Origin of the sequence: Bradyrhizobium sp. 1, assembly GCF_023073315.1 — a bacterium.
In the GTDB taxonomy this organism is placed as follows: Bacteria; Pseudomonadota; Alphaproteobacteria; order Rhizobiales; family Xanthobacteraceae; genus Bradyrhizobium.
In genome coordinates, this window is the sequence record NZ_JADPJH010000014.1 from 403,791 (window position 1) to 422,113 (window position 18,323).

The window sequence follows — 18,323 nt, forward strand, 5'->3', positions numbered from 1 at the left end:
CCCCGGGAAATGTGGCTGTCACGAGAACGTCGACATCGAGGGCGACCAGTTCAGCCGCCAGCGCCGGCAACCGGGTGTCGTCGCCGCTGGCGTCGCGATATTCGACATGAACGTTCTCGCCCTCAACCCAGCCGAGATCGCGGAGCGCCCCGAGAAACGCATCGACCTCTAGATTACGCGGTGGGGGCAGAAAAAGCCCAATGCGGGCGATTCGCTTCGCTTGCTCGGCCCGCGCCGCCATAGGTCGCGCCAATGCCGCACCAACCAGAGCCAAGAATTCACGTCGCTTCATGCCAACCTCAATCTCATAACCTCGAGCAGAGGGTATGCAATTTTCGACATGGGTCCAAGCGAGCCGGTGTCCGCTCGGGGTCAGAAGCTGTCGATCCGGACGAAGCAGCGCGTAGGATGGGTTGAGCACGTCGCGAAACCCATCTCACTGGGTTGCCGGCGCGACAGGTTGATGGGTTTCGTGCCCTCTCGTGTCCCGGACGCGCTGCAGCGTGAAACGCTGCTGCGCAGAGCCGGGACCCAGAAAGCAACACAACACGATGCGGAGACGTGGGCCCCGGCTCTGCAGCGCTCCGCTGAAGAAGCGCTGCGCTGCGTCCGGGGCACGAGAGCTGGGCTAAGCCAGCCGAGTTGCTGGAATTGTCGCATCCGCCATGCGCGCAGAACACGACGTCGATGCCGACGCGCTCGATATCAAAAGTGGCCTGAAGCAGACGAACGTCGCGACAAGCGGACGCCCGGATCGTCATTTCGCCCGCTTGAACACCAGCTCCAGCGTGATGCCGGCGGGGGTGCGTGGATTTGTAAACTTCAATTCGTCATTGGTAATCGATGTCACGATCCGGCGTTGATTTGGCCGTCCGACCAAGTTGGGAAACGAACTTGTCTCGATGTTGACGTGGATCGTGCTCGTGCCATCGTCCACCGTGTATGTCCCGGTGTAGGCAACGACACCTGATGCGATCGCCATTGCCTCCTCGGGGGACGGCAGCGCAGAGTCGCCCGATGCATACTTTGGGGCGTCGGATCGCACAGTGATGAAATGGAAGCGACCATCGGCGGTATAGGTGACAGCGCCTTGCAGCTTCGGCCGCTCCACGGCACTCCCGTCCTCGCGTGTGCCGGTGCTGGATACGTAAATCCAGGTACCAATCAGCTGATCCCTCAGAGACTTTCCCTGGGAAATGCCATCGTCCGGGAATGCTGCAACCGAGATCACTGCCGTCGCGCAAAGTCCAAGTGCATACCGCCTGTTCATGAAACCCCCTGCTTTTTGGCAATGCCGCAAGGTACCCATCGCTGCGACTGACAGCAATGGGCCACAACCTGCTGAGCTGCTCGAGGTCGACGATGGGCCGATAAATGTTGGCAGATCATTCCGGCAGCCCAGATGCGCGCAGGGCATTGCCCAGCTTCGACGCCAATTCGGGCGCGCAATCCACGCCGGTGAGCTGTCCGCTGACGCGGAAGCCAGGCTGCAATTCCAGCACGCAAGCTGCCGCGGCCCGGGCCTCTTCCATCCGTCCGAGCGCGACGAGCGATGCGGCGAGTTGTACCCAGGTAATGCTATGAGCTGGATTGGCCAGGTTAGATTTGTAAGCAGCGCCGGCGGCCTCGGCGTAGCGATCACAATTGAAGTGACCGAGCGCCTGCGCGTCGTAAGCCGCAAATGCCCAGGGATCGAACGGACTCAAGCGAATGCCGCGCTCGCTCCAATCGATTGCACGCTCCGCCTCGCCCGCCCACCCGGCGACGACGCTTCCGAGGATCCAGGCAAGCGCGGTTGATGGGCTCAAGGCAAGCGCCGCTTCGAAGGCTGCGAAAGCTGCCTGGCGGTCGTGCCCGTCCATCCCGAGCGAGAACCCCGCAAAGGTAAGTGCCAGCGCATCGTCGCGGCCGTGCTCGATTGCGAGGCGCGCGTGCCGCACTGACGCCAGGCGGTCCTCCTCCTTCAGCCCCGCGCGCAGAAAGCGGTTATGATGGCTCATCGCGGCCAGTCCATGGGCGAGTGCGTAGGTGGGTTCGAGACTAAGGGCGCGCCCCAGTTGTGTCAGAGCGACCGTGGCACGATCGGGCATTCCGGAGTCAACATCCGGCTGCGCACGCAGTACGAGCTCATAGGCATCAAGGCTGTCGGGGCGTTTGCGGCGGATGCGCTCGACCTCGGCGCGGCGCAAGCTCGGCTCGATTGCGCCGACCACGGCAAGCGCGATCTCATCCTGCAGGAGAAACAGATCGCCGGCGGTGCGGTCGTAGCGTTCGGCCCAGATCTGCGCACCACTTGTGGCGTCGGCGAGCTGCGCGTTGATGCGGACACGATCGTCGACGCGGCGGACGCTTCCTTGCAGGACATAACGCACGCCGAGGTCGCGGCCGACTTGCTTGACATCGGCGCTACGACCACGCCAAACAAAGCTCGAGCTACGAGCGATCACGAACAGCCACCTGATGCGCGACAGTCCGGTGATGATTTCGTCGACCATGCCGTCGGCGAACCAGGCGGCTTCGCCCGATTGTTCGAACGGTAGCACCGCGATCGAAGGTTTTGCCGGCACAGCAAGCGCGGTCGGTTGGGGAGCGTCGGCTGCATTCGCATCGACGCGCGTCACCGGCGGTCCGATATAGCGATAGCCGCGACGTGGCAGCGTCTCGATCCAGCGTCCTCCCTCGCCCGGCTCGAGCGCGCGGCGAAGCGCCGCAATCTGCACAGTGAGATTGCTGTCCTCAACGATGAGCCCGGGCCATGCGGCGTCGATCAGCGCGTCCTTGCTGACGGGCGTTGCTGCGCGCTCGAGCAGAAGGCGCAGCAGCGACGCGCCGCGCCGGCCGAGCAAGCTCGTGACACCTTCGCAAAGCAGCGCGCCGGTGTCGGCATAGAGGGCAAAGGAGCCGAACCTGTAGGTTGCTGGTGCGGGTTGCTCGGTCATTTCGGTGACATTTTGCAACAATTTCGGAAGTGTTTCACGACCTTTGGATGGCCGACCGGCAGATTCAGGCACCTTGATCACCAATCTGGAGAGTCATCATGAGCCGACAGCCGATTATTCGACGCCCCGGCGAAGGCAAATCCATCAAACTGGCCGGCCAACCGATGGGGTTTCTGGTCACCGGCAGTGATACCCGGCACACCTCAATGTTCGAGTGGACCATCCCACCCGGCTTCGCCACCGGTCTGCATGTCCATCGCGTGCAGGAGGAAACATTCTATGTCCTGGAGGGCGAGTGCGACTGGCAGGTTGGAGACGAACGCGTGCGCGCGATTCCCGGCACTTATCTGTTCTTGCCGCCGGGCGTGCCGCACAATATCGCCAACGGGTCCGCAACGGTCGCGCGCGTGCTCATGACAGTGTCTCCGCCCGGTCACGAGCGCTATTTCGAGGAGCTGTCCGAGACAGTGGCACGAGGCGGTGCGGCGGACCCGGCGGCAATCGCAGAGTTGCGGGCTCGCTATGACACCGAACAGCTCTCGGCACTCAAAAGCTAGCGACGACCGCAAACGGGCAATTCATCCGCTCGCGCTCACCGAGTCACCGCAAGCGGACGCCCGCACGCCCCCTTACGCCGTCCGCAACACCGGCGCCGGCGGCTGCGACGGCCGGATCAGCGCGAACGCGACCTGGATGATGCCGCCGGCGAGGCCCAGCGCGACGCCGATGCGCCAGGCCATGGTGTAGGACCCGAGCGCGTCGTAGATCAACCCTCCCCCGTAGGCGCCGAGGAAGCTGCCGATCTGGTGGCTCATGAAGGCGAGGCCCTGGATCATCGCCTGCCAGCGCAGGCCGAACATCTCGGCAACCGCGCCCGCGACCAGCGGGCCGACGCCCATCCAAAGGAAACCCATGATCGCGCCGAACAGCAGCGTCGAGGCCGGCGTCGCCGGCAGCATGAAGTACCAGGCGAGCGCGAGCGAGCGCAGGACATAGATGCCGCCCAGCAGCGCCAGCTTGTTCCAGCGCTGGCCGGCCCAGCCGAAGAACAGCGAGCCCAGCACGTTGAAGCCGCCGATCATGCCGAGCGTCTGCGCGCTCAGCATCGGATCGAGGCCGCAGATGGCGAGATAGGACGGCAGATGCGTGGTGAGGAAGACGAGCTGCATGCCGCAGACGAGATAGGCGCAGGTCATCACCACGAAGGACGCGTTACCGAACGCGGTCTTCGCCGCCGTCATGGCCGTTGCATCGCTGATGTCATCGGCGGCCGGCTTCGGCAGCGGAATCGCATCGACGCGGCCGGCGTACCAGGCCGCGGGAATCATCAGCACCGACATCACTACGAAGCCGGCGAGCCCGACGCGCCAGCCAAATCCTTCATTGAGCATCTGCCCGAGCGGCGCCGACAGCAGCGCGCCGAGCGAACCCGCGCCGGAGACGATGCCGAGCACGGTCGAGCGCACCGTCGCGGGTACCGCGCGCGCGGCCACCGACATCGCGATCGCGGCCGCGGTGCAGGCGAGCGAGGTGCCGATCAGCACGCCGGCGCCGATCATGATGGCGACGAGACCGTTCGCGGTCGCCATCAGCACCAGGCCCGCGATGTACATGAACGATCCCACGATCATGATCGGACGGAAGCCGTAGCGCGTGGTCATCGCGCCGGCGAGCGGCTGGAGAAAGCCCCAGGCGAGGTTCTGCACGGCGAGCGCCAGCGTGAAATCCGAGATCGAAAGGTGGATGTCATGCGTCAAGGGCTGCATGAAGATGCCGAGGCTCTGCCGCAACCCCATGCTCAGCGTCAGCATGATCGAGGCGCCGATCAGGATTGGCAACGTCGGACGCAGGACCTGCAACAGGGGCATTTCGTTCTCCCTCGTGGGCACGGCGCGCGCGCCGGCGTCTGCAATTCGCCTTGATTTTGGTTACACAGACCTGTGTAATTAGGCTATGAAAGGTACACGCTGTCAAGCGAACAGGATGCACGCTGCCGCATGGCTCCCCCGCCCGCCCCACAGACGATGAAAGAGCGGATCCTCGCGACCGCCGACAAGCTGTTCTATCTGCAAGGCATTCGCGCCATCGGCGTCGACACCATTGCAGCCGAGATCGGCATCTCCAAGCGCACGCTCTACAACCACTTCCCGTCCAAGGACGCGCTGATCGCGGCCTATCTCGAGCGCCGCTTCGTAGCTCCGCGTCCCTCCGACAAGCCGCCGGCCGAGCAGATCCTGGCCACCTTCGATTCGCTGGAGCGCCGGTTTGCCGCCAAGGATTTTCGCGGCTGCCCGTTCGTGAATGCGGTCGCCGAGCTCGGGCCGACTGACCGCGCCGTCAAGAAGATCGCAATCGCCTTCAAGGAAAGCCGCCGGGTGTGGTTTCGTGACCGGCTGAACGAGCTCGGTGTTGCCGACGCAGAGGCGCTCGCGACGCAGCTCGTGCTGCTGGTCGATGGCTCCATCGCGCAGGACCTGGTGCGCGACGATCCCGCGATGGCGCGCGCAGCGAAGGAAGCGGCGAAGGTGCTGCTGCGGAATGCGGGGGTGGATGTGGGGGTGCGGTAAAGCCCGCTGTGACGCGGGACAAGCGCACGCCACACTAACCGCCGTCACCGCATTTCACGGTGTCATGCCCCGCGAAGGCGGGCATCCAGTATTCCAGAGACAGCGAAGCTAGAACCGAGAGGCCGCGGCGTACTGGATTCCCGCCTGCGCGCGCCTTCGCGGGGAATGATAGCGAGGTTGTGGCAAATTCGGAATTATAGAATAATACTCCTGTTTTGCCCGACGTGTCAAACGGAGTCTACTTGCCCGCTCAAACAAGCTTGCCACCCGCGTAACCCATTGATCCGACTAGCGCCGGCTACTGTGCATGGGGTTGTTTTCGCAATTCTTGTTGCAGGCAGCCTCACGCCGCGTGCGAGACCACCCGGTTGCGGCCATCGTGCTTGGCGCGGTACAGCGCGGTGTCGGCGCGCTTGAGGACGTCGGCCACCGCCTCGCCCTTCTGCTCCAGCGTGGTCAGGCCGATCGAGATCGTGACCTCGATGCGCTTGGTGCCCTTGTGGACGGCGAACGGCTCGCCCGCGATCGAGCGGCGCAGCCGCTCGGCGACCATGCCGGCGACGTGCAGGTCGGTCTCCGGCATCACGATGACGAACTCCTCGCCGCCGTAGCGGCAGGCGAGATCGATGCCGCGAATCGACTTGCGCACCCGCACCGCGAATTCCCGCAGCACGTCATCGCCGGCGTCGTGGCCGTAATTGTCGTTGATCGACTTGAAATAGTCGATGTCGAGGATCATCAGCGCCAGCGGCTTGCCGCGGGTCGAGGCCTGTTCGGCGAGCGTTGCGAGATGGCTCTCCATGTAGCGGCGATTGTGCAGGCCCGTGAGCGCGTCGGTGATCGCCATCTCGATCGAGTTCTGCACGTTGTCACGGAGATGATCGGTGTAGCGGCGGCGGCGGATCTGGGTGCGGGCGCGCGCCAGCAGCTCGGTCTTGTCGATGGGCCGCAGCAGGTAATCGTTGACGCCGATCTCGAGGCCGCGGAGCAGCCGGGTCGAGTTCTCGGGGTCGGCGATCGCCAGGATCGGCACGTGGCGCGTGCGCTCCAGCGAGCGCGCCTGGCTGCAGAGCCGCAGGCCATCGAAATTGTTGAGGTCGAGCGAGACGATCAGCAAGTCGTAATTGCCTTCGGCGGCGTGGAACAGCGCTTCCGTCGGGTTCGGCTCGACGTCGACGGTGTGCTCGGCCGCGAGCAGGCTCGCCAGCCGCTCATAGGAGGACTGGCGGTCGTCGACCAGCAGGATGCGGCCGCCCTTGCCGGTGTCGGAGACGGCGCTGCGCTCGGGCGCCTGCATGCCGATCTCGAGCGAGGTGATGGCGCGCATGCGCAGCTCATCCGTCATCATCTTCAGCCGCGTCAGCGAGCGCACGCGCGCGATCAGCACGACGTCGGAGACGGGCTTTGTCAGGAAATCGTCGGCGCCGGCTTCGAGCCCGCGGTTACGGTCGGCGGGGCTGTCGAGCGCGGTGACCATCACGACGGGAATGTGGTGCGTCGCCGGATCGGTCTTCAGGCGGCGGCAGACTTCAAAGCCATCCATGTCGGGCATCATCACGTCGAGCAGGATGATGTCGCATTCGGCGCGGCTGGCCAGCGCCAGCGCCTCGGTGCCGTTCGAGGCGGTCATCACGTCGAAATATTCGGCCGACAGACGGGCCTCTAGCAGCTTGACGTTGGCAGGAACGTCATCGACGACCAGGATACGCGCGGACACTGTGAACTCACTTCCTATCCGATAAAACGCCGGACCGTCTCAATGAATTTGCCGACCGAGATCGGCTTGGACAAATAGGCCTCGCAGCCGCCCTCGCGGATGCGTTCTTCGTCGCCCTTCATCGCGAACGCGGTGACCGCGACGACGGGAATGGAACGCAGCTCCGGATCGTCCTTGATCCAGCGCGTGACCTCGAGGCCGGAGACCTGCGGCAATTGGATATCCATCAGCACGAGGTCGGGCCGCATCTTGCGAACGAGGTCGAGCGCCTCATATCCGTTGCTGGTGCCGGAGGTCTGGTAGCCGTGCGCCTCCAACAGGTCGCGGAAGAGCTTCATGTTGAGCTCGTTGTCTTCCACGATCAGGACGGTCTTAGCCATCCCGCCCTCCTGTTGGTCCTGACGACCGATGCATGTGACGCCTCAGGCGCCGCTATCAGGCGCTTCGAAAACTGGATTCAAACTAGACTCGGATTCGCTTGAGTTTCGTTAAACCCGAGGGGCGACTTTCTGCGATGTGGTTTCCAGTTGCTTGTCTGCGGTCTTGAGACTCGGGCATGATGGATTTCAAAGTAGACACCGAAAGTTAATGGAAAGGCAAACCGGACCCTTGAAAAAGCCTGTTCACAACCCTCGCGAAGTCGCTGAAATCGTTGCGATTCAGGCGCTGTCCTTCGTTGCCGGCGATCCCGAGCGACTCGGCCTGTTCCTGGCCGAGACAGGTGTCGGTCCGGAGACGCTTCGGAACGCTGCCTCGGACCCGAATTTCCTGCTCAGCGTGCTCGACTTCGTGCTGCGCGATGACGACACCGTGAAGGCCTTTGCCAAGGCCTCGGAGCTGCATCCAACCAATGTTGCCGCAGCGCGGCAGGTGCTGGGCGACGCGCTCGGCGACCGGACCTGGGAGCGCGACGTGCCGTGACCGCCCCTGATACGGCCGGGCCCCGCTGCTTCTGCCGGGATTGTTCGGCCGATCTGGATATGGGTGTGCGGCGCTGTTCCGCCTGCGGTTCCCCTCGCCTCGTCCGCCACCGGACGCTGTCGAGCCTGACCATCGCCCATATCGACTGCGACGCCTTCTATGCGACGGTCGAGAAGCGCGACAACCCTGAGATCGCCGACAAGCCGGTCATCATCGGCGGGGGCAAGCGCGGCGTCGTCTCGGCCGCCTGCTACATCGCGCGCACCTATGGCGTCCGCTCGGCCATGCCGATGTACAAGGCGCTCGACGCCTGCCCGCATGCGACCGTGATCCCGCCTGATATCGCAAAATACGTCCGCGTCGGCCGCGAGGTGCGGCAGGCCATGCAGGCGCTGACCCCGCTGGTCGAGCCGCTCTCGATCGATGAGGCCTTCCTCGATCTGTCCGGCACCGAACGGGTCCACGGCATGATCCCGGCAAAGGTGCTGGCGCGCTTTGCCCGCGAGGTCGAGCGCGACATCGGCATCTCCGTTTCGGTCGGCCTGTCCTGCAACAAGTTTCTGGCCAAGATCGCCTCCGACCTCGACAAGCCGCGTGGCTTCGCCGCGCTCGATCAGGAGGAAGCGCGTTCCATGCTGGCTTCGAGGCCGGTCGGCTTCATCTTCGGCGTGGGGCCTGCGACGCAAGAGCGCCTCGTGCAACGCGGCTTCCGCATCATCGCCGATCTGCAGAAGGCCGATGAGATCGAGATGATGCGGCAGTTTCCGAGCGACGGCCGCAGGCTGTGGCGGCTCGCGCGCGGCATCGACGACCGCCGCGTCGAGCCTGACAGGGGCGCCAAGACGATTTCGAGCGAGACCACGTTCGAGACCGACATCCGCGATTTCGCGACGCTGGAGAAGATTCTTTGGCGGCTGTGCGAGAAGACATCGTCGCGGCTGAAAAGCAGCGAACTTGCGGGATCGACGGTGACGCTAAAACTGAAGACCGCCGACTTCCGCCAGCGCACGCGCTCGCAGTCGATCGCGGCGCCGACGCAGCTTGCCGCAAAGATCTTCTCGATCTGCCGCGAGATGCTGGCCAAAGAAATCGACGGCACCGCCTTCCGCCTGATGGGCGCCGGCGTCAGCGCGCTGCGCGAAGGCTCGCCTGCCGACGACACCGACATGCTCGACCGCCGCGCTGCGCATGCCGAGCGCGCGGTGGACAGCCTGCGCAAGAAGTTCGGCAGCGCCGCGGTGATCCGCGGCATCGCGTATGACGGGCCGGAGAAGGCGCAGGAGTGATGACGGGCGAACGCGATCTCGGCGCGCTGCTGAGGGACATGAAGCCGGAGCTGCGGCCGGGCGTCTTCGTGTTCTGCTCGATCCCGGCAAACGAGCCCGCTCCAGCAGGGCTCCGCCCGCTGCTGACATTCCGCGAGCAGGAAGGAATGACGCTGGTGATCTTACGCGAAGAGGCCGAAGCGGCGCGACTGCGCTACACATTCCCCTCGCGCCTGATCACCTTGACGGTTCACTCCGCGCTAGATGCGGTGGGATTCCTGGCTGTCATCACAGCGGGCCTGGCCGACGCCGGCATCAGTGTGAACGCCGTGTCGGCCTTCCACCACGACCATCTCTTCGTGCCGGTTGATAGGGCTGACGAGGCCTTGGCTGTTCTGCAAGAGATGTCTGGAGTGTAGCCCGGCTTCAATCCGCGACCGCGATCGCCTCGATCTCGATCAGCCATTCCGGCGCGGCGAGCGCGGAGACGCCGACGAGGGTCGAGGCCGGCGGCTCCATGCCTTCGAAGAAGGCCGAGCGGGCCTTGCCGATGATCGGGCGCAGCTCCGGCTTGTAGCCGACCACGAAGGTCGTGATCTTCACGATATTGGCGTAGGTCGCGCCGGCAGCCTTCAGCGCGTGACCGAGATTCTGCATCACCTGCATGGTCTGCGCAGCGAGATCGCCCTCGCCGACGATCCGACCCTCTTCGTCGGTCGATACCTGGCCGGAGATGTAGATGGTGCGTGCGCCCGTGGCGGTGACGACGTGAGAATAGGCGGGATTGTGGTGCAGGCCGCTGGGGCGGAGATGGTCGAGCTTGGGCATGGGCTGGCTCCCGGAGGTTTGTCGTTGGAGCAAGCGTAGCCGCAGAGTGCGACAAGGGCTAGACGTCTCGCCCTCAATTACAGGGCTTGCTGTCCTTCACGTCGAACTTGCCCATCGCACCAGAAATGACAAAATCGTTGTAATCGAGCACGAGCTGGCGCGAGACGCCGTTTTCGTAGAGCTCGAACGCCATCGCGTAAACAGGCGTCTGCTCGCCTTCCTTCTGCTGCGACTCGCGGTCGAAATAGCTGACAGTGACGGGCCAGCGCTTCAGCGACTTCATGTGCTCGTCCGACGTCGACGCGTCAGGCGAGGCGGTGCGGTCGTCGGGGATCGGCTGGCCGATCACGGTCAGCGTGTTGTAGACCTTCTGGCCATCGTCGGAGCCATCATAGACGGAGAGCTCGAGCAGCGACTTGCCGTCCTTGGCGGCGGCAATGATGCGCTGGATCTGCTCGGTCGGGAACACGATCTTGCCGTCAAGCGTAAAGTTCTTCGGCGCCGGCAGCTTCAGCTTGACGTTGATGTGGTCGCCGTCGCGCTCGGCCGAACCGTCGACCCGGCCGGCGTCGGCCTCGTTCATCCGCGTCTCGATCTTGAAGGTGTAGCTCTTGCCGGCGGCGTCCTCCCAGGAATTGGAGCGGAGATCGCTGAGCGTGATCTTGCCCTCGCCGCTGTCGAGCTCGGACACCTGGCGGAATTCGGAGGTGTAGCCCTCGCAGGAGCTGCCGGCGAAATTGTAGAGGATCCGGCCACGGGCGCTGTTGACCGAATTGGAGCGCGATTTGACCAGGCTCAAATCATAGAGCGCCTGATGCGCCAGGAACGGACCGTTGGCGGCTTGCGCCGCGCCGCCGGGACCGCAAGCGGTCGCCGCGAGCGCCATCATACCGAGCGAAGTCCGAAAAAGGTGCTGCATGTCTGGTCCTTGAGGGTGCGTCCCTGGGGAAAGCGCAGATTCGGCATTTTAATGACCGTTCCATTACGCCGCAACTGAGGCAGTTTCACGTAAAGTTGCACCCCTCCCGCTGAACCTCCTGCCCTGCCTCAACAAAATGCAGCCCCGGAGCCCTTTTGGGGTTGCTTGCATGTGGCGGCACGATGGGCGAAACAGGGCGCGCCCGGCCTCCAAACGGAGGCGCCCGGGCGGAATGAACTCCTGAATTGGTTCTTGGACAACGAGGTCGAACATGGCGGGCACGGTCGAGCAGAAACTGGCGGAACAGGGCATCAAGCTGCACGAGGCCCCCACCCCGGTGGCCAATTACGTGCCGTTCGTGCGCACCGGCAATTTGCTGTTCGTCTCCGGCCAGGTCTGCTTCGCCCCCGACGGAAAGCTGATCGCCAAGGGCAAGCTTGGCGCCGGCGTCTCGATCGAAGAAGGCGCCGCGGCGGCGCGCGGCTGCGCGGTCAATTTGCTGGCCCAGGTCAAGGCGGCGCTCGGCGACCTCGACAAGGTCACGCGCGTGGTGCGCCTCGGCGGCTTCATCAACTCGGCGCCTGACTTTTTGGACGGGCCCAAGGTGCTCAACGGCGCCTCCGACTTGATGGTCGCCGCCTTCGGTGACAAGGGCCGCCATGCCCGCACCACCGTCGGCGTCGCCTCGCTGCCAGCCGATGCGGCGGTCGAGGTCGACGGCGTGTTCGAGGTCGCCTGACGCGCATGCGCGCTCCGGATTGGCTGACAGCCCGGCCGGTCGCCCATCGCGGCCTGCATGACATCTCACGCGGTATCGTGGAGAACATGCCGGGTGCGGTGCAGGCGGCGATCGCGGGCAATTTCTCGATCGAGGTCGACATCCAGCTCTCGTCCGACGGCGAGGCCATGGTGCATCACGACCATGCGCTCGGCCGCCTCACCGAGGCCACCGGCGAGGTGGTCGAGAGGACCGCGGCGGAGCTGAAGGCGATCAGGTTCAAGGACACCGACGAGCGGATGATGTCGCTGTCCGACCTCTGCGCCATGGTCGCCGGCCGCGTGCCGCTGGTGATCGAGGTGAAGAGCCATTTTGACGGCGACCGCAAGCTGGTGAAGCGGATGGCCGAGGTACTGGCGTCCTATCAGGGCCGGGCAGTCGGCATGTCCTTCGATCCCGACCAGGTGCTGGCGCTGCGAGAGTTGTTGCCCGCCCGCCCGCGCGGCATCGTGGCGCAGCGGAGCTATGAGGACGAGTATTGGGCCTACCTGACGCAAGAACAGCGCGACAGCATGCTGTACCTGCGCCACGGTTTTCAGACCCGGCCGCATTTCGTCGCCTTCAAGGTCGACCATCTCCCGGCCCCCGCCCCCTGGATCGCGCGCAATGTGTTCGGCTGCGCTCTGCTCGGTTGGACCGTGCGTACCCCAGAGCAGCGGGCGCGGGTGGGGCAATATGCCGATCAGATGATCTTCGAGGGGTTCGTGCCGTAGGGCTGATGTTCCTCACTCTTGAAGTCGCTGCTGCAATGCACGATCTTGAGCACGATGGCATCATCTGAAATCACGCTCGAGGCGGTCCCGTCCATTGCCGAAGTGTCTGCCGAGGATTGGGACGCCTGCGCCAATCCCGGAGGCCGGTGCAATGGGGTCAACAACGGAACCTCATCCGCCCTTACAGGCGATTCCCTCGGCCTCTTAAAACCCGCCTATAACCCGTTCGTCTCGCACGCGTTTCTCTCCGCCGTTGAGAAGTCGGGTTCAGCCACGATCCGCACCGGCTGGGGCCCCCGGCATCTGGTGGCCAAGGTCGATGGCCGCGTCGTTGGAATCGTGCCCTGCTATCTGAAATCGCACTCTCAAGGCGAATACGTCTTCGACCGCGGCTGGGCGGATGCCTATGAGCGCGCCGGCGGACGCTATTATCCGAAGCTCCAGGTCTCGGTTCCCTTCACTCCGGCAACGGGACCACGTCTGCTGGTCCGCGACGGCGTCGACCACGAGCGCATCATGGAGACGCTGGCGAGCGGGCTGGTGGCGCTGTGCGGCGTCAGCAAGGCCTCCTCGGTGCACGTCACCTTCGCCCGCGAGAGCGAATGGAAGCTGCTCGCCCGGCACGGCTTCCTTCAGCGCACCGACCAGCAGTTCCACTGGCGCAATGAGGGCTTTGCAAGCTTCGACGACTTCCTCGCTACGCTCAACTCGCGCCATCGCAAATCGATCAAGCGCGAGCGGCGCGACGCACTCTCTGCCGGAATCACCATCCACTGCCTCACCGGCCGCGACATTACCGAGGATGCCTGGGACGCCTTCTTCGAGTTCTACATGGAGACCGGCTCGCGCAAATGGGGCCGGCCTTATCTGACGCGCGAATTCTTCTCGCTGATCGGCGAGACCATGAGCGACGACGTGCTGCTGGTGATGGCCCGTCGCAACGACCGCTGGATCGCGGGCGCGATCAACTTCATCGGCTCGGATACGCTGTTCGGGCGCAACTGGGGCGCGGTCGAGCATCACCCCTTCCTGCATTTCGAGGTCTGCTACTATCAGGCGATCGACTTCGCCATCAAACGGGGCCTCGCAAATGTCGAGGCCGGCGCACAGGGCGAGCACAAGATCGCGCGCGGCTACCTGCCGCGCACGACTCATTCCGCGCACTTCATCGCCGATCCCGGCCTGCGCCGCGCCATCGACGATTACCTCAAGCGTGAGCGTGCCTATGTCGCCGAGGCCGGACGGGAGCTCGCCGAACTCGGCCCGTTCCGCAAGGGCATCGACGAGGCGCCTTGACGGTTTACCGCCTCTGGTGACAGTAAGCGCAAAATTCTAGGGAGCCGTTATGACCGCCTACGACACCAACAACATTTTTGCAAAGATCCTGCGCGGCGAATTCCCCTGCCACAAGGTCTATGAGGACGAGCACGTGCTCGCCTTCCTCGACATCATGCCGCGCGTGCCGGGCCATACGCTGGTGATCCCGAAGGCTCCTGCCCGCAACATCCTCGACATCAAGCCCGACGACTACGCCCATGTTGCCCGGGGCGCGAAGAAGATCGCGATGGCCGCGATGACGGCGTTCAACGCCGACGGCATCACCGTGCAGCAGTTCAACGAGTCCGCCGGCGGTCAGGTGGTGTTTCATCTCCACATGCACGTGATGCCGCGCCACGACGGCGTGGCGATGCTGCCGCCCGCGAGCCGCAAGGAAGACGTCAAGGTGCTCGAAGAGAACGCGGCCAAGCTGATTGCGGCGCTGAAGGCGGGGTAGGTCTCTCGGCTCGTCATTGCGAGCGAAGCGAAGCAATCCAGAGTGGTTCCGCAGAGGCAGCCTGGATTGCTTCGTCGCAAGGGCTCCTCGCAATGACGGAGGATAGACATCACTCCGTCTGAAAATCCCCCGGCTGCGGCGCGGCCAGCGGGGTGAACTCGCAACGATCCGGCTTGAGGTCGATCAGCGGCGTGTTGTCGAGACAGTCGAGGCCGCGCACCAGGATCGTGCTGCCCTCGATGGCGACCAGCTTGACGATCGAAGTGCCGATCGGGTTCGGCCGCACCGGCGAGCGCAGCGAAAAGGTGCCGCGGGTTTTCTCGTTGTTCTTCGGGCTTTGCAACACGATGTCCCGGCGCGACTTGTCGAGCCAGTAGAGCACTTCGAGATTGCTGTAGAAATCGACGCCCTTGATCGCCGGCACGAACGGCTCAAAAATCTCGAGGCGACAGATCGGGCCGTCGGCGCGGCCCTGCCGCGGCGTCTCCAGCCGCGAGGTCCAGGGCGTGCGGATGCGGCCGATGAAGACGAGGCCGGCATCCTCCGTCGACGGCAGCGAGATGGCGACCTCGCCCTCGCGGAGCTCGTTTTCGCGAACCATATTTCCTGTTCCTTAAGCCAGTCGAAGGCGATTTTAGCCCAACCACCAGGTGCCGGCCAGCATGAAGACTTCGCCCGCGACCACGCCCGCGAAAATCGAGCGGCGCGTCAGCAGGAAAACGACGAGGCCGGCGGCGACGGCGCCGTAACGCAGGACATCGGGCACGCTCGCGAGCGCACCTGGCGGCTCGACCACGATCTGGGCGATGACGCCGGCCAGGATCGCGGTCGCGACCGCCCTCACCCAGACCAGCAGCTCCGAGCCTTCGTCGATGCCGCCGCCGAACCACAGGCCCAGCATGCGCCAGATCTGGTTGGGAACGACGCCGGCGACGAACAGCACGAACAGGGCGTGCCAATCACCGATGAGCTGCGCAAAGCTCATGCGCGCACCTCCCGCCACCAATGCACGCTATAGGCGATCGTGCCGGCCACGAGGCCACTGACGAGGATGTCGAGACCGGAGTTCATCTTCGCCGCTAGCGGATAGAGCAGAACCCCGAGCGCCAGCGCGACGACATCGGCGACCTCGCGGCTGTTGCGCGCGGTCGAGAACAGGAATGACAGCGGCGTCAGCAGCAGAATCGCTGCGCCCAGCGTCTTCGTGAGATTGGCGGCGAGGAAATAGCCGACCGTGTTGGCGGTGAGGCAGACCGAGACCAGACCGAAGCCAAGTCCGTTGACGAACGCGATCCGCCGCTCGCGCGGCACCTGCGGCAAAAAGCGATGGCACTCGACCCACAATGTCACGGCGGTCAGATGCGCCGCGAAGAACAGCTCGCGCCGCTTGGTCGTCGGCGTGCGCATCAGTGGCAGCACCGAGACCACCATCGGGAACAGGCGGATGGCGCTGACGGTCACCGCAATCGCCGATTGGATGACGGTGGCGCCCGAGCCGAGCGTGGTGATCAGGATGATTTGCGCCGGCCCTGCCCAGACGAACAGCGTCGAGCAGAGCGCCCAGAGCAGGCTGAAATGGCTGTCATGGGCGAGCGCGCCAATGCCAAGATAGGTCGCAAACAGGACGAGAGTGAGGATCGTCTGCGTGATCGAGCGCAGACCCCACGCAAAGGCGCGCCAGGGACTTTGCCATTGAGGGGAATCAAGCGGAGGGAGCGCCACGGGACGGCCGGCCTAGATAAGGAATCGTGCCCGCATAACGGGCAATGCGGCGGCTCGCGTCAAGGAACCACGCGGCGGGGCTGGCATGCGTGCGCGGTGCGCTCTACCCGCTCATACCACGGTTCTTCAGCACGAAGCAGGCCCCACCCGCTTTCCGGATTCGATTGCACAGATCATCCGCCTCGTTGCGCGTTTCCGCGCCGATGCGGACCTGGTAGAACGCGCGCGTGCCGCGGCTGCGCACCACCGAGCTCAACAGGCTCGGATCGCGCTCGCCGATGACGGCGCTGAGCCGCGTGACAGCGCGGGAATACATCGCCAGCGCCTTGTTGCGATCAAAACCGGCGGCGAGCTGCACGCCCCAGATTTTTGCGGCGGCAAGCTCCACATGCTGCTCGAGCTCGGCGACGAAGGCATTCGGTGCACGCTTCAAAAGCGCCATCAGATCGCGGCAACTCGTCGGCGGCGCGCTCGGTGGTCCCTTACCAGTCGCGCCAGCCTTCGCCCACGCATCAACGCTCGTGCCCGTGATGGCGTAGACGTAGCTGCGCGTCTGGTCCGGCATCGGACCAGTGCCGGCGAGCCATTCCTGGACGCGACGCGGGCCGGCATTGTAGGCGGCGGCCGCAAGGCCGAGATTGCCGAACTGGTTGCGCAGCTCGTTCAGGAACTCCGCCGACTTCGGCAGCGCCTGCACCGGATTGAAGGGATTGAGCAGCCCGCGTTCGCTCGCAGTGCCCGGCATGAACTGCGCAATCCCCTGCGCCTGCTCACCGCTGCGCGTCACCGGGCCCACGGCATCGGCCTGGAATCGGCTTTCCTGCCAGATCACGCGGGCGAAGAATTCCAGCGGCAGATTGGCATCGCGCGCGGCGGCCTCGACGATCAGGCAGATCGATTCCCGCGTGTCGCTCTCGCGCGCATCAGGCTTCGCCGGCGGCACCGCGAGCTCTTCGACGCTGGGGACGGCGACATTGGTTTTTGCCGGCGAGCTGTCCCACGCCGCGACCTCTGTCGCAGAGACCAGCAGTGCGGCAACGACGAGTGCTACAATTCGCGCCAACACTGCCCAAGCATCGCCGTGGCGCACGCCGGCGGGGCATGCAACAAGATGATCTGCCATGTTCCGGCATCGTGCCATGGTTCAACGAGTTGCCAATATATGCTGCCTGACCTGCTTCTCCCAATGCGCATCCCCGCCAAAGGGATCCGCGCGCTCCTTATCCTCGCCGCCCTTGTCCTGTCCGCCGCGCCCGCCATGGCTCAAGTCAGCTGGCGGATGACCACGGAATATCCACAAAACAACATTTCCGGGATCGGCCTCACCACTTTCGCCGATCGCGTCGCGGCGCGCACAAACGGTTTCGTGACCCTGGCCAACGCCTTCGACAACGAGCTCAAGATCAGCTCGGGCGAGATGCCGGGCGCGGCGCTCGATGGCCGGATCGCCGGCGGAGACGCCTTTGCCGGCGCGCTGTCCGGCCTCGATCCCGTGCTCGGCCTCTCCACCCTGCCCTTCCTGGTGCAATCGGTCGATGTCGCCCGCGCCACCAACGCACGGGCCCGGCCGCTCTACGAGAAGGCGTTCGCTGACCGCGGTCTCAAGCTGCTCTATCTGACGATCTGGCCCGCGACCGGCCTGTGGTCGGATCATGCGCTTGCAGGCGCCGACGATCTGCCAAAACTGAACTTGCGAGCCTACGATTCCAATTCCAGTGCGGTGATGCGTGCAGCCGGGGCCAATGCGCAGTTCCTGCCGATGGACAAGGCGCTGGCCGGCCTGAAGGACCATCAACTGAACGCATTCCTCACCTCCGGCGACGGCGGCGCGGGGCGAAAACTCTGGGACTTCCTGCCGCATTTCACCGCGATCAATTACGCGATGCCGGTCTCGATCGCCTTCGTCCGCAGCGAGACGTTTGCCGCATTGTCCGAGCCGATGCAGCGCGAGGTGATGGCGGCCGCAGCCGAAACCGAGCAGAGCCAGTTCGCGCTGCTCGCCCATCGCACGGCCGAGAACTACGCGCGCATGCGCGACAACGGCGTGAACATCGTCGAGCCCGCGCCGCAATCCCTCGTCGCGGCCCTGCGCAGCGCCGCCACAAGCACGATCGCCGGCTGGGAGGCGAAGGCCGGCCCCGATGCCACAGCGATCGTCGATTGGGCCCGGCAGCAATGAC

21 protein-coding genes and 1 pseudogene are annotated in these 18,323 nt (G+C 64.7%); 10 read left to right on the forward strand and 12 right to left on the reverse strand.

Features of this window, described 5'->3' with window-relative positions; genetic code table 11:
- The 3 genes and pseudogenes from IVB29_RS10565 to IVB29_RS10575 all read right to left on the reverse strand — a co-directional run.
- Positions 1-292 (reverse strand): annotated as a pseudogene (locus tag IVB29_RS10565) (ABC transporter substrate-binding protein); the annotation flags it as partial.
- Between the two features lie 465 nt (positions 293-757).
- The gene (locus tag IVB29_RS10570) at positions 758-1,270 is read right to left on the reverse strand and encodes a lipocalin-like domain-containing protein (protein WP_247503323.1); all 513 of its coding nucleotides are present in this window, start codon (positions 1,268-1,270) and stop codon (positions 758-760) included.
- Between the two features lie 115 nt (positions 1,271-1,385).
- Positions 1,386-3,020 (reverse strand): winged helix-turn-helix domain-containing protein, encoded by a 1,635-nt coding sequence (locus tag IVB29_RS10575; protein WP_346731279.1) that lies wholly within the window; start codon positions 3,018-3,020, stop codon positions 1,386-1,388.
- Positions 3,021-3,037: 17 nt separating this feature from the next.
- Here IVB29_RS10575 and IVB29_RS10580 point away from each other — a divergent pair, with 17 nt between their 5' ends.
- Positions 3,038-3,496, forward strand: a complete 459-nt coding sequence (locus IVB29_RS10580) for a cupin domain-containing protein (protein ID WP_247503324.1) — start codon at positions 3,038-3,040, stop codon at positions 3,494-3,496.
- A 72-nt stretch (positions 3,497-3,568) separates the two neighbouring features.
- Here the strand turns inward: IVB29_RS10580 and IVB29_RS10585 are convergent, their stop codons facing one another.
- Positions 3,569-4,807, reverse strand: coding sequence for an MFS transporter (locus tag IVB29_RS10585; protein WP_247503325.1), 1,239 nt, complete (start codon positions 4,805-4,807; stop codon positions 3,569-3,571).
- 129 nt (positions 4,808-4,936) lie between these two features.
- Here IVB29_RS10585 and IVB29_RS10590 point away from each other — a divergent pair, with 129 nt between their 5' ends.
- Positions 4,937-5,506: a TetR/AcrR family transcriptional regulator gene (locus IVB29_RS10590; RefSeq protein WP_247503326.1), complete on the forward strand. Its 570-nt coding sequence runs from the start codon at positions 4,937-4,939 to the stop codon at positions 5,504-5,506.
- Positions 5,507-5,849: 343 nt separating this feature from the next.
- On the opposite strand, the gene IVB29_RS10595 is transcribed toward IVB29_RS10590, so the two are convergent.
- Together IVB29_RS10595 and IVB29_RS10600 are read right to left on the reverse strand one after the other, a co-directional pair.
- Positions 5,850-7,223 carry a PleD family two-component system response regulator gene (locus tag IVB29_RS10595; protein WP_247503327.1) on the reverse strand — a complete coding sequence of 458 codons (1,374 nt, stop codon included), beginning with the start codon at positions 7,221-7,223 and terminating at the stop codon, positions 5,850-5,852.
- A gap of 14 nt (positions 7,224-7,237) precedes the next feature.
- A complete protein-coding gene (locus IVB29_RS10600) occupies positions 7,238-7,603 on the reverse strand; it encodes a response regulator (protein ID WP_008130064.1) in 366 nt (121 codons plus the stop codon).
- 229 nt (positions 7,604-7,832) lie between these two features.
- Here IVB29_RS10600 and IVB29_RS10605 point away from each other — a divergent pair, with 229 nt between their 5' ends.
- The 3 genes from IVB29_RS10605 to IVB29_RS10615 are packed head-to-tail and all read left to right on the forward strand — an operon-like array spanning position 7,833 to position 9,828.
- Positions 7,833-8,144 carry a DUF3572 domain-containing protein gene (locus tag IVB29_RS10605; RefSeq protein ID WP_008130066.1) on the forward strand — a complete coding sequence of 104 codons (312 nt, stop codon included), beginning with the start codon at positions 7,833-7,835 and terminating at the stop codon, positions 8,142-8,144.
- Positions 8,141-9,430 carry a DNA polymerase IV gene (locus tag IVB29_RS10610; RefSeq protein ID WP_247503328.1) on the forward strand — a complete coding sequence of 430 codons (1,290 nt, stop codon included), beginning with the start codon at positions 8,141-8,143 and terminating at the stop codon, positions 9,428-9,430. The genes IVB29_RS10605 and IVB29_RS10610 overlap by 4 nt, the downstream gene beginning before the upstream one ends.
- The gene (locus IVB29_RS10615; protein ID WP_247503329.1) at positions 9,430-9,828 is read left to right on the forward strand and encodes an ACT domain-containing protein; all 399 of its coding nucleotides are present in this window, start codon (positions 9,430-9,432) and stop codon (positions 9,826-9,828) included. Before IVB29_RS10610 ends, IVB29_RS10615 begins: the two co-directional genes overlap by 1 nt.
- Positions 9,829-9,835: 7 nt before the next feature.
- Here the strand turns inward: IVB29_RS10615 and IVB29_RS10620 are convergent, their stop codons facing one another.
- Together IVB29_RS10620 and IVB29_RS10625 are read right to left on the reverse strand one after the other, a co-directional pair.
- Positions 9,836-10,237: a RidA family protein gene (locus IVB29_RS10620; RefSeq protein WP_247503330.1), complete on the reverse strand. Its 402-nt coding sequence runs from the start codon at positions 10,235-10,237 to the stop codon at positions 9,836-9,838.
- Between the two features lie 73 nt (positions 10,238-10,310).
- Positions 10,311-11,156, reverse strand: a complete 846-nt coding sequence (locus IVB29_RS10625) for a cell envelope integrity EipB family protein (RefSeq protein WP_247503331.1) — start codon at positions 11,154-11,156, stop codon at positions 10,311-10,313.
- 271 nt (positions 11,157-11,427) lie between these two features.
- Between IVB29_RS10625 and IVB29_RS10630 the strand changes: the two genes are divergently transcribed.
- The 4 genes from IVB29_RS10630 to IVB29_RS10645 are packed head-to-tail and all read left to right on the forward strand — an operon-like array spanning position 11,428 to position 14,421.
- Positions 11,428-11,895, forward strand: coding sequence for a RidA family protein (locus tag IVB29_RS10630; RefSeq protein WP_247503332.1), 468 nt, complete (start codon positions 11,428-11,430; stop codon positions 11,893-11,895).
- Positions 11,896-11,900: 5 nt separating this feature from the next.
- Entirely contained in the window at positions 11,901-12,647 is a 747-nt protein-coding gene (locus tag IVB29_RS10635; RefSeq protein ID WP_247503333.1) for a glycerophosphodiester phosphodiesterase, read from the forward strand.
- Between the two features lie 54 nt (positions 12,648-12,701).
- Positions 12,702-13,943: a GNAT family N-acetyltransferase gene (locus tag IVB29_RS10640; RefSeq protein WP_247503334.1), complete on the forward strand. Its 1,242-nt coding sequence runs from the start codon at positions 12,702-12,704 to the stop codon at positions 13,941-13,943.
- Positions 13,944-13,992: 49 nt separating this feature from the next.
- Positions 13,993-14,421 (forward strand): HIT family protein, encoded by a 429-nt coding sequence (locus tag IVB29_RS10645; protein ID WP_247503335.1) that lies wholly within the window; start codon positions 13,993-13,995, stop codon positions 14,419-14,421.
- Positions 14,422-14,530: 109 nt separating this feature from the next.
- On the opposite strand, the gene tsaA is transcribed toward IVB29_RS10645, so the two are convergent.
- The 4 genes from tsaA to IVB29_RS10665 all read right to left on the reverse strand — a co-directional run bounded on the left by tsaA (position 14,531) and on the right by IVB29_RS10665 (position 17,266).
- Positions 14,531-15,022 carry a tRNA (N6-threonylcarbamoyladenosine(37)-N6)-methyltransferase TrmO gene (gene tsaA / locus IVB29_RS10650; RefSeq protein WP_247503336.1) on the reverse strand — a complete coding sequence of 164 codons (492 nt, stop codon included), beginning with the start codon at positions 15,020-15,022 and terminating at the stop codon, positions 14,531-14,533.
- A gap of 33 nt (positions 15,023-15,055) precedes the next feature.
- Positions 15,056-15,406, reverse strand: a complete 351-nt coding sequence (locus IVB29_RS10655) for an AzlD domain-containing protein (RefSeq protein ID WP_247503337.1) — start codon at positions 15,404-15,406, stop codon at positions 15,056-15,058.
- Entirely contained in the window at positions 15,403-16,143 is a 741-nt protein-coding gene (locus tag IVB29_RS10660) for an AzlC family ABC transporter permease (protein ID WP_247503338.1), read from the reverse strand. The genes IVB29_RS10655 and IVB29_RS10660 overlap by 4 nt, the downstream gene beginning before the upstream one ends.
- 103 nt (positions 16,144-16,246) lie before the next feature.
- On the reverse strand, positions 16,247-17,266 hold the full coding sequence (locus IVB29_RS10665; protein WP_247503339.1) for a lytic transglycosylase domain-containing protein: 1,020 nt from the start codon (positions 17,264-17,266) through the stop codon (positions 16,247-16,249).
- A gap of 39 nt (positions 17,267-17,305) precedes the next feature.
- Here IVB29_RS10665 and IVB29_RS10670 point away from each other — a divergent pair, with 39 nt between their 5' ends.
- Positions 17,306-18,322 (forward strand): TRAP transporter substrate-binding protein, encoded by a 1,017-nt coding sequence (locus tag IVB29_RS10670; protein WP_247503340.1) that lies wholly within the window; start codon positions 17,306-17,308, stop codon positions 18,320-18,322.
- The last annotated feature ends 1 nt before the right edge of the window (position 18,323 follow it).

What these genes read in the sequence shown, in the direction of transcription:
- IVB29_RS10570 (WP_247503323.1), bottom strand. Translation starts at nt 1,270, where the DNA reads ATGAACAGGCGGTATGCACTTGGACTTTGCGCGACGGCAGTGATCTCG.
- IVB29_RS10580 (WP_247503324.1), top strand. Translation starts at nt 3,038, where the DNA reads ATGAGCCGACAGCCGATTATTCGACGCCCCGGCGAAGGCAAATCCATC.
- IVB29_RS10585 (WP_247503325.1), bottom strand. Translation starts at nt 4,807, where the DNA reads ATGCCCCTGTTGCAGGTCCTGCGTCCGACGTTGCCAATCCTGATCGGC.
- IVB29_RS10590 (WP_247503326.1), top strand. Translation starts at nt 4,937, where the DNA reads ATGGCTCCCCCGCCCGCCCCACAGACGATGAAAGAGCGGATCCTCGCG.
- IVB29_RS10600 (WP_008130064.1), bottom strand. Translation starts at nt 7,603, where the DNA reads ATGGCTAAGACCGTCCTGATCGTGGAAGACAACGAGCTCAACATGAAG.
- IVB29_RS10615 (WP_247503329.1), top strand. Translation starts at nt 9,430, where the DNA reads ATGACGGGCGAACGCGATCTCGGCGCGCTGCTGAGGGACATGAAGCCG.
- IVB29_RS10620 (WP_247503330.1), bottom strand. Translation starts at nt 10,237, where the DNA reads ATGCCCAAGCTCGACCATCTCCGCCCCAGCGGCCTGCACCACAATCCC.
- IVB29_RS10625 (WP_247503331.1), bottom strand. Translation starts at nt 11,156, where the DNA reads ATGCAGCACCTTTTTCGGACTTCGCTCGGTATGATGGCGCTCGCGGCG.
- IVB29_RS10630 (WP_247503332.1), top strand. Translation starts at nt 11,428, where the DNA reads ATGGCGGGCACGGTCGAGCAGAAACTGGCGGAACAGGGCATCAAGCTG.
- IVB29_RS10635 (WP_247503333.1), top strand. Translation starts at nt 11,901, where the DNA reads ATGCGCGCTCCGGATTGGCTGACAGCCCGGCCGGTCGCCCATCGCGGC.
- IVB29_RS10640 (WP_247503334.1), top strand. Translation starts at nt 12,702, where the DNA reads ATGGCATCATCTGAAATCACGCTCGAGGCGGTCCCGTCCATTGCCGAA.
- IVB29_RS10645 (WP_247503335.1), top strand. Translation starts at nt 13,993, where the DNA reads ATGACCGCCTACGACACCAACAACATTTTTGCAAAGATCCTGCGCGGC.
- tsaA (WP_247503336.1), bottom strand. Translation starts at nt 15,022, where the DNA reads ATGGTTCGCGAAAACGAGCTCCGCGAGGGCGAGGTCGCCATCTCGCTG.
- IVB29_RS10655 (WP_247503337.1), bottom strand. Translation starts at nt 15,406, where the DNA reads ATGAGCTTTGCGCAGCTCATCGGTGATTGGCACGCCCTGTTCGTGCTG.
- IVB29_RS10665 (WP_247503339.1), bottom strand. Translation starts at nt 17,266, where the DNA reads ATGGCAGATCATCTTGTTGCATGCCCCGCCGGCGTGCGCCACGGCGAT.
- IVB29_RS10670 (WP_247503340.1), top strand. Translation starts at nt 17,306, where the DNA reads ATGCTGCCTGACCTGCTTCTCCCAATGCGCATCCCCGCCAAAGGGATC.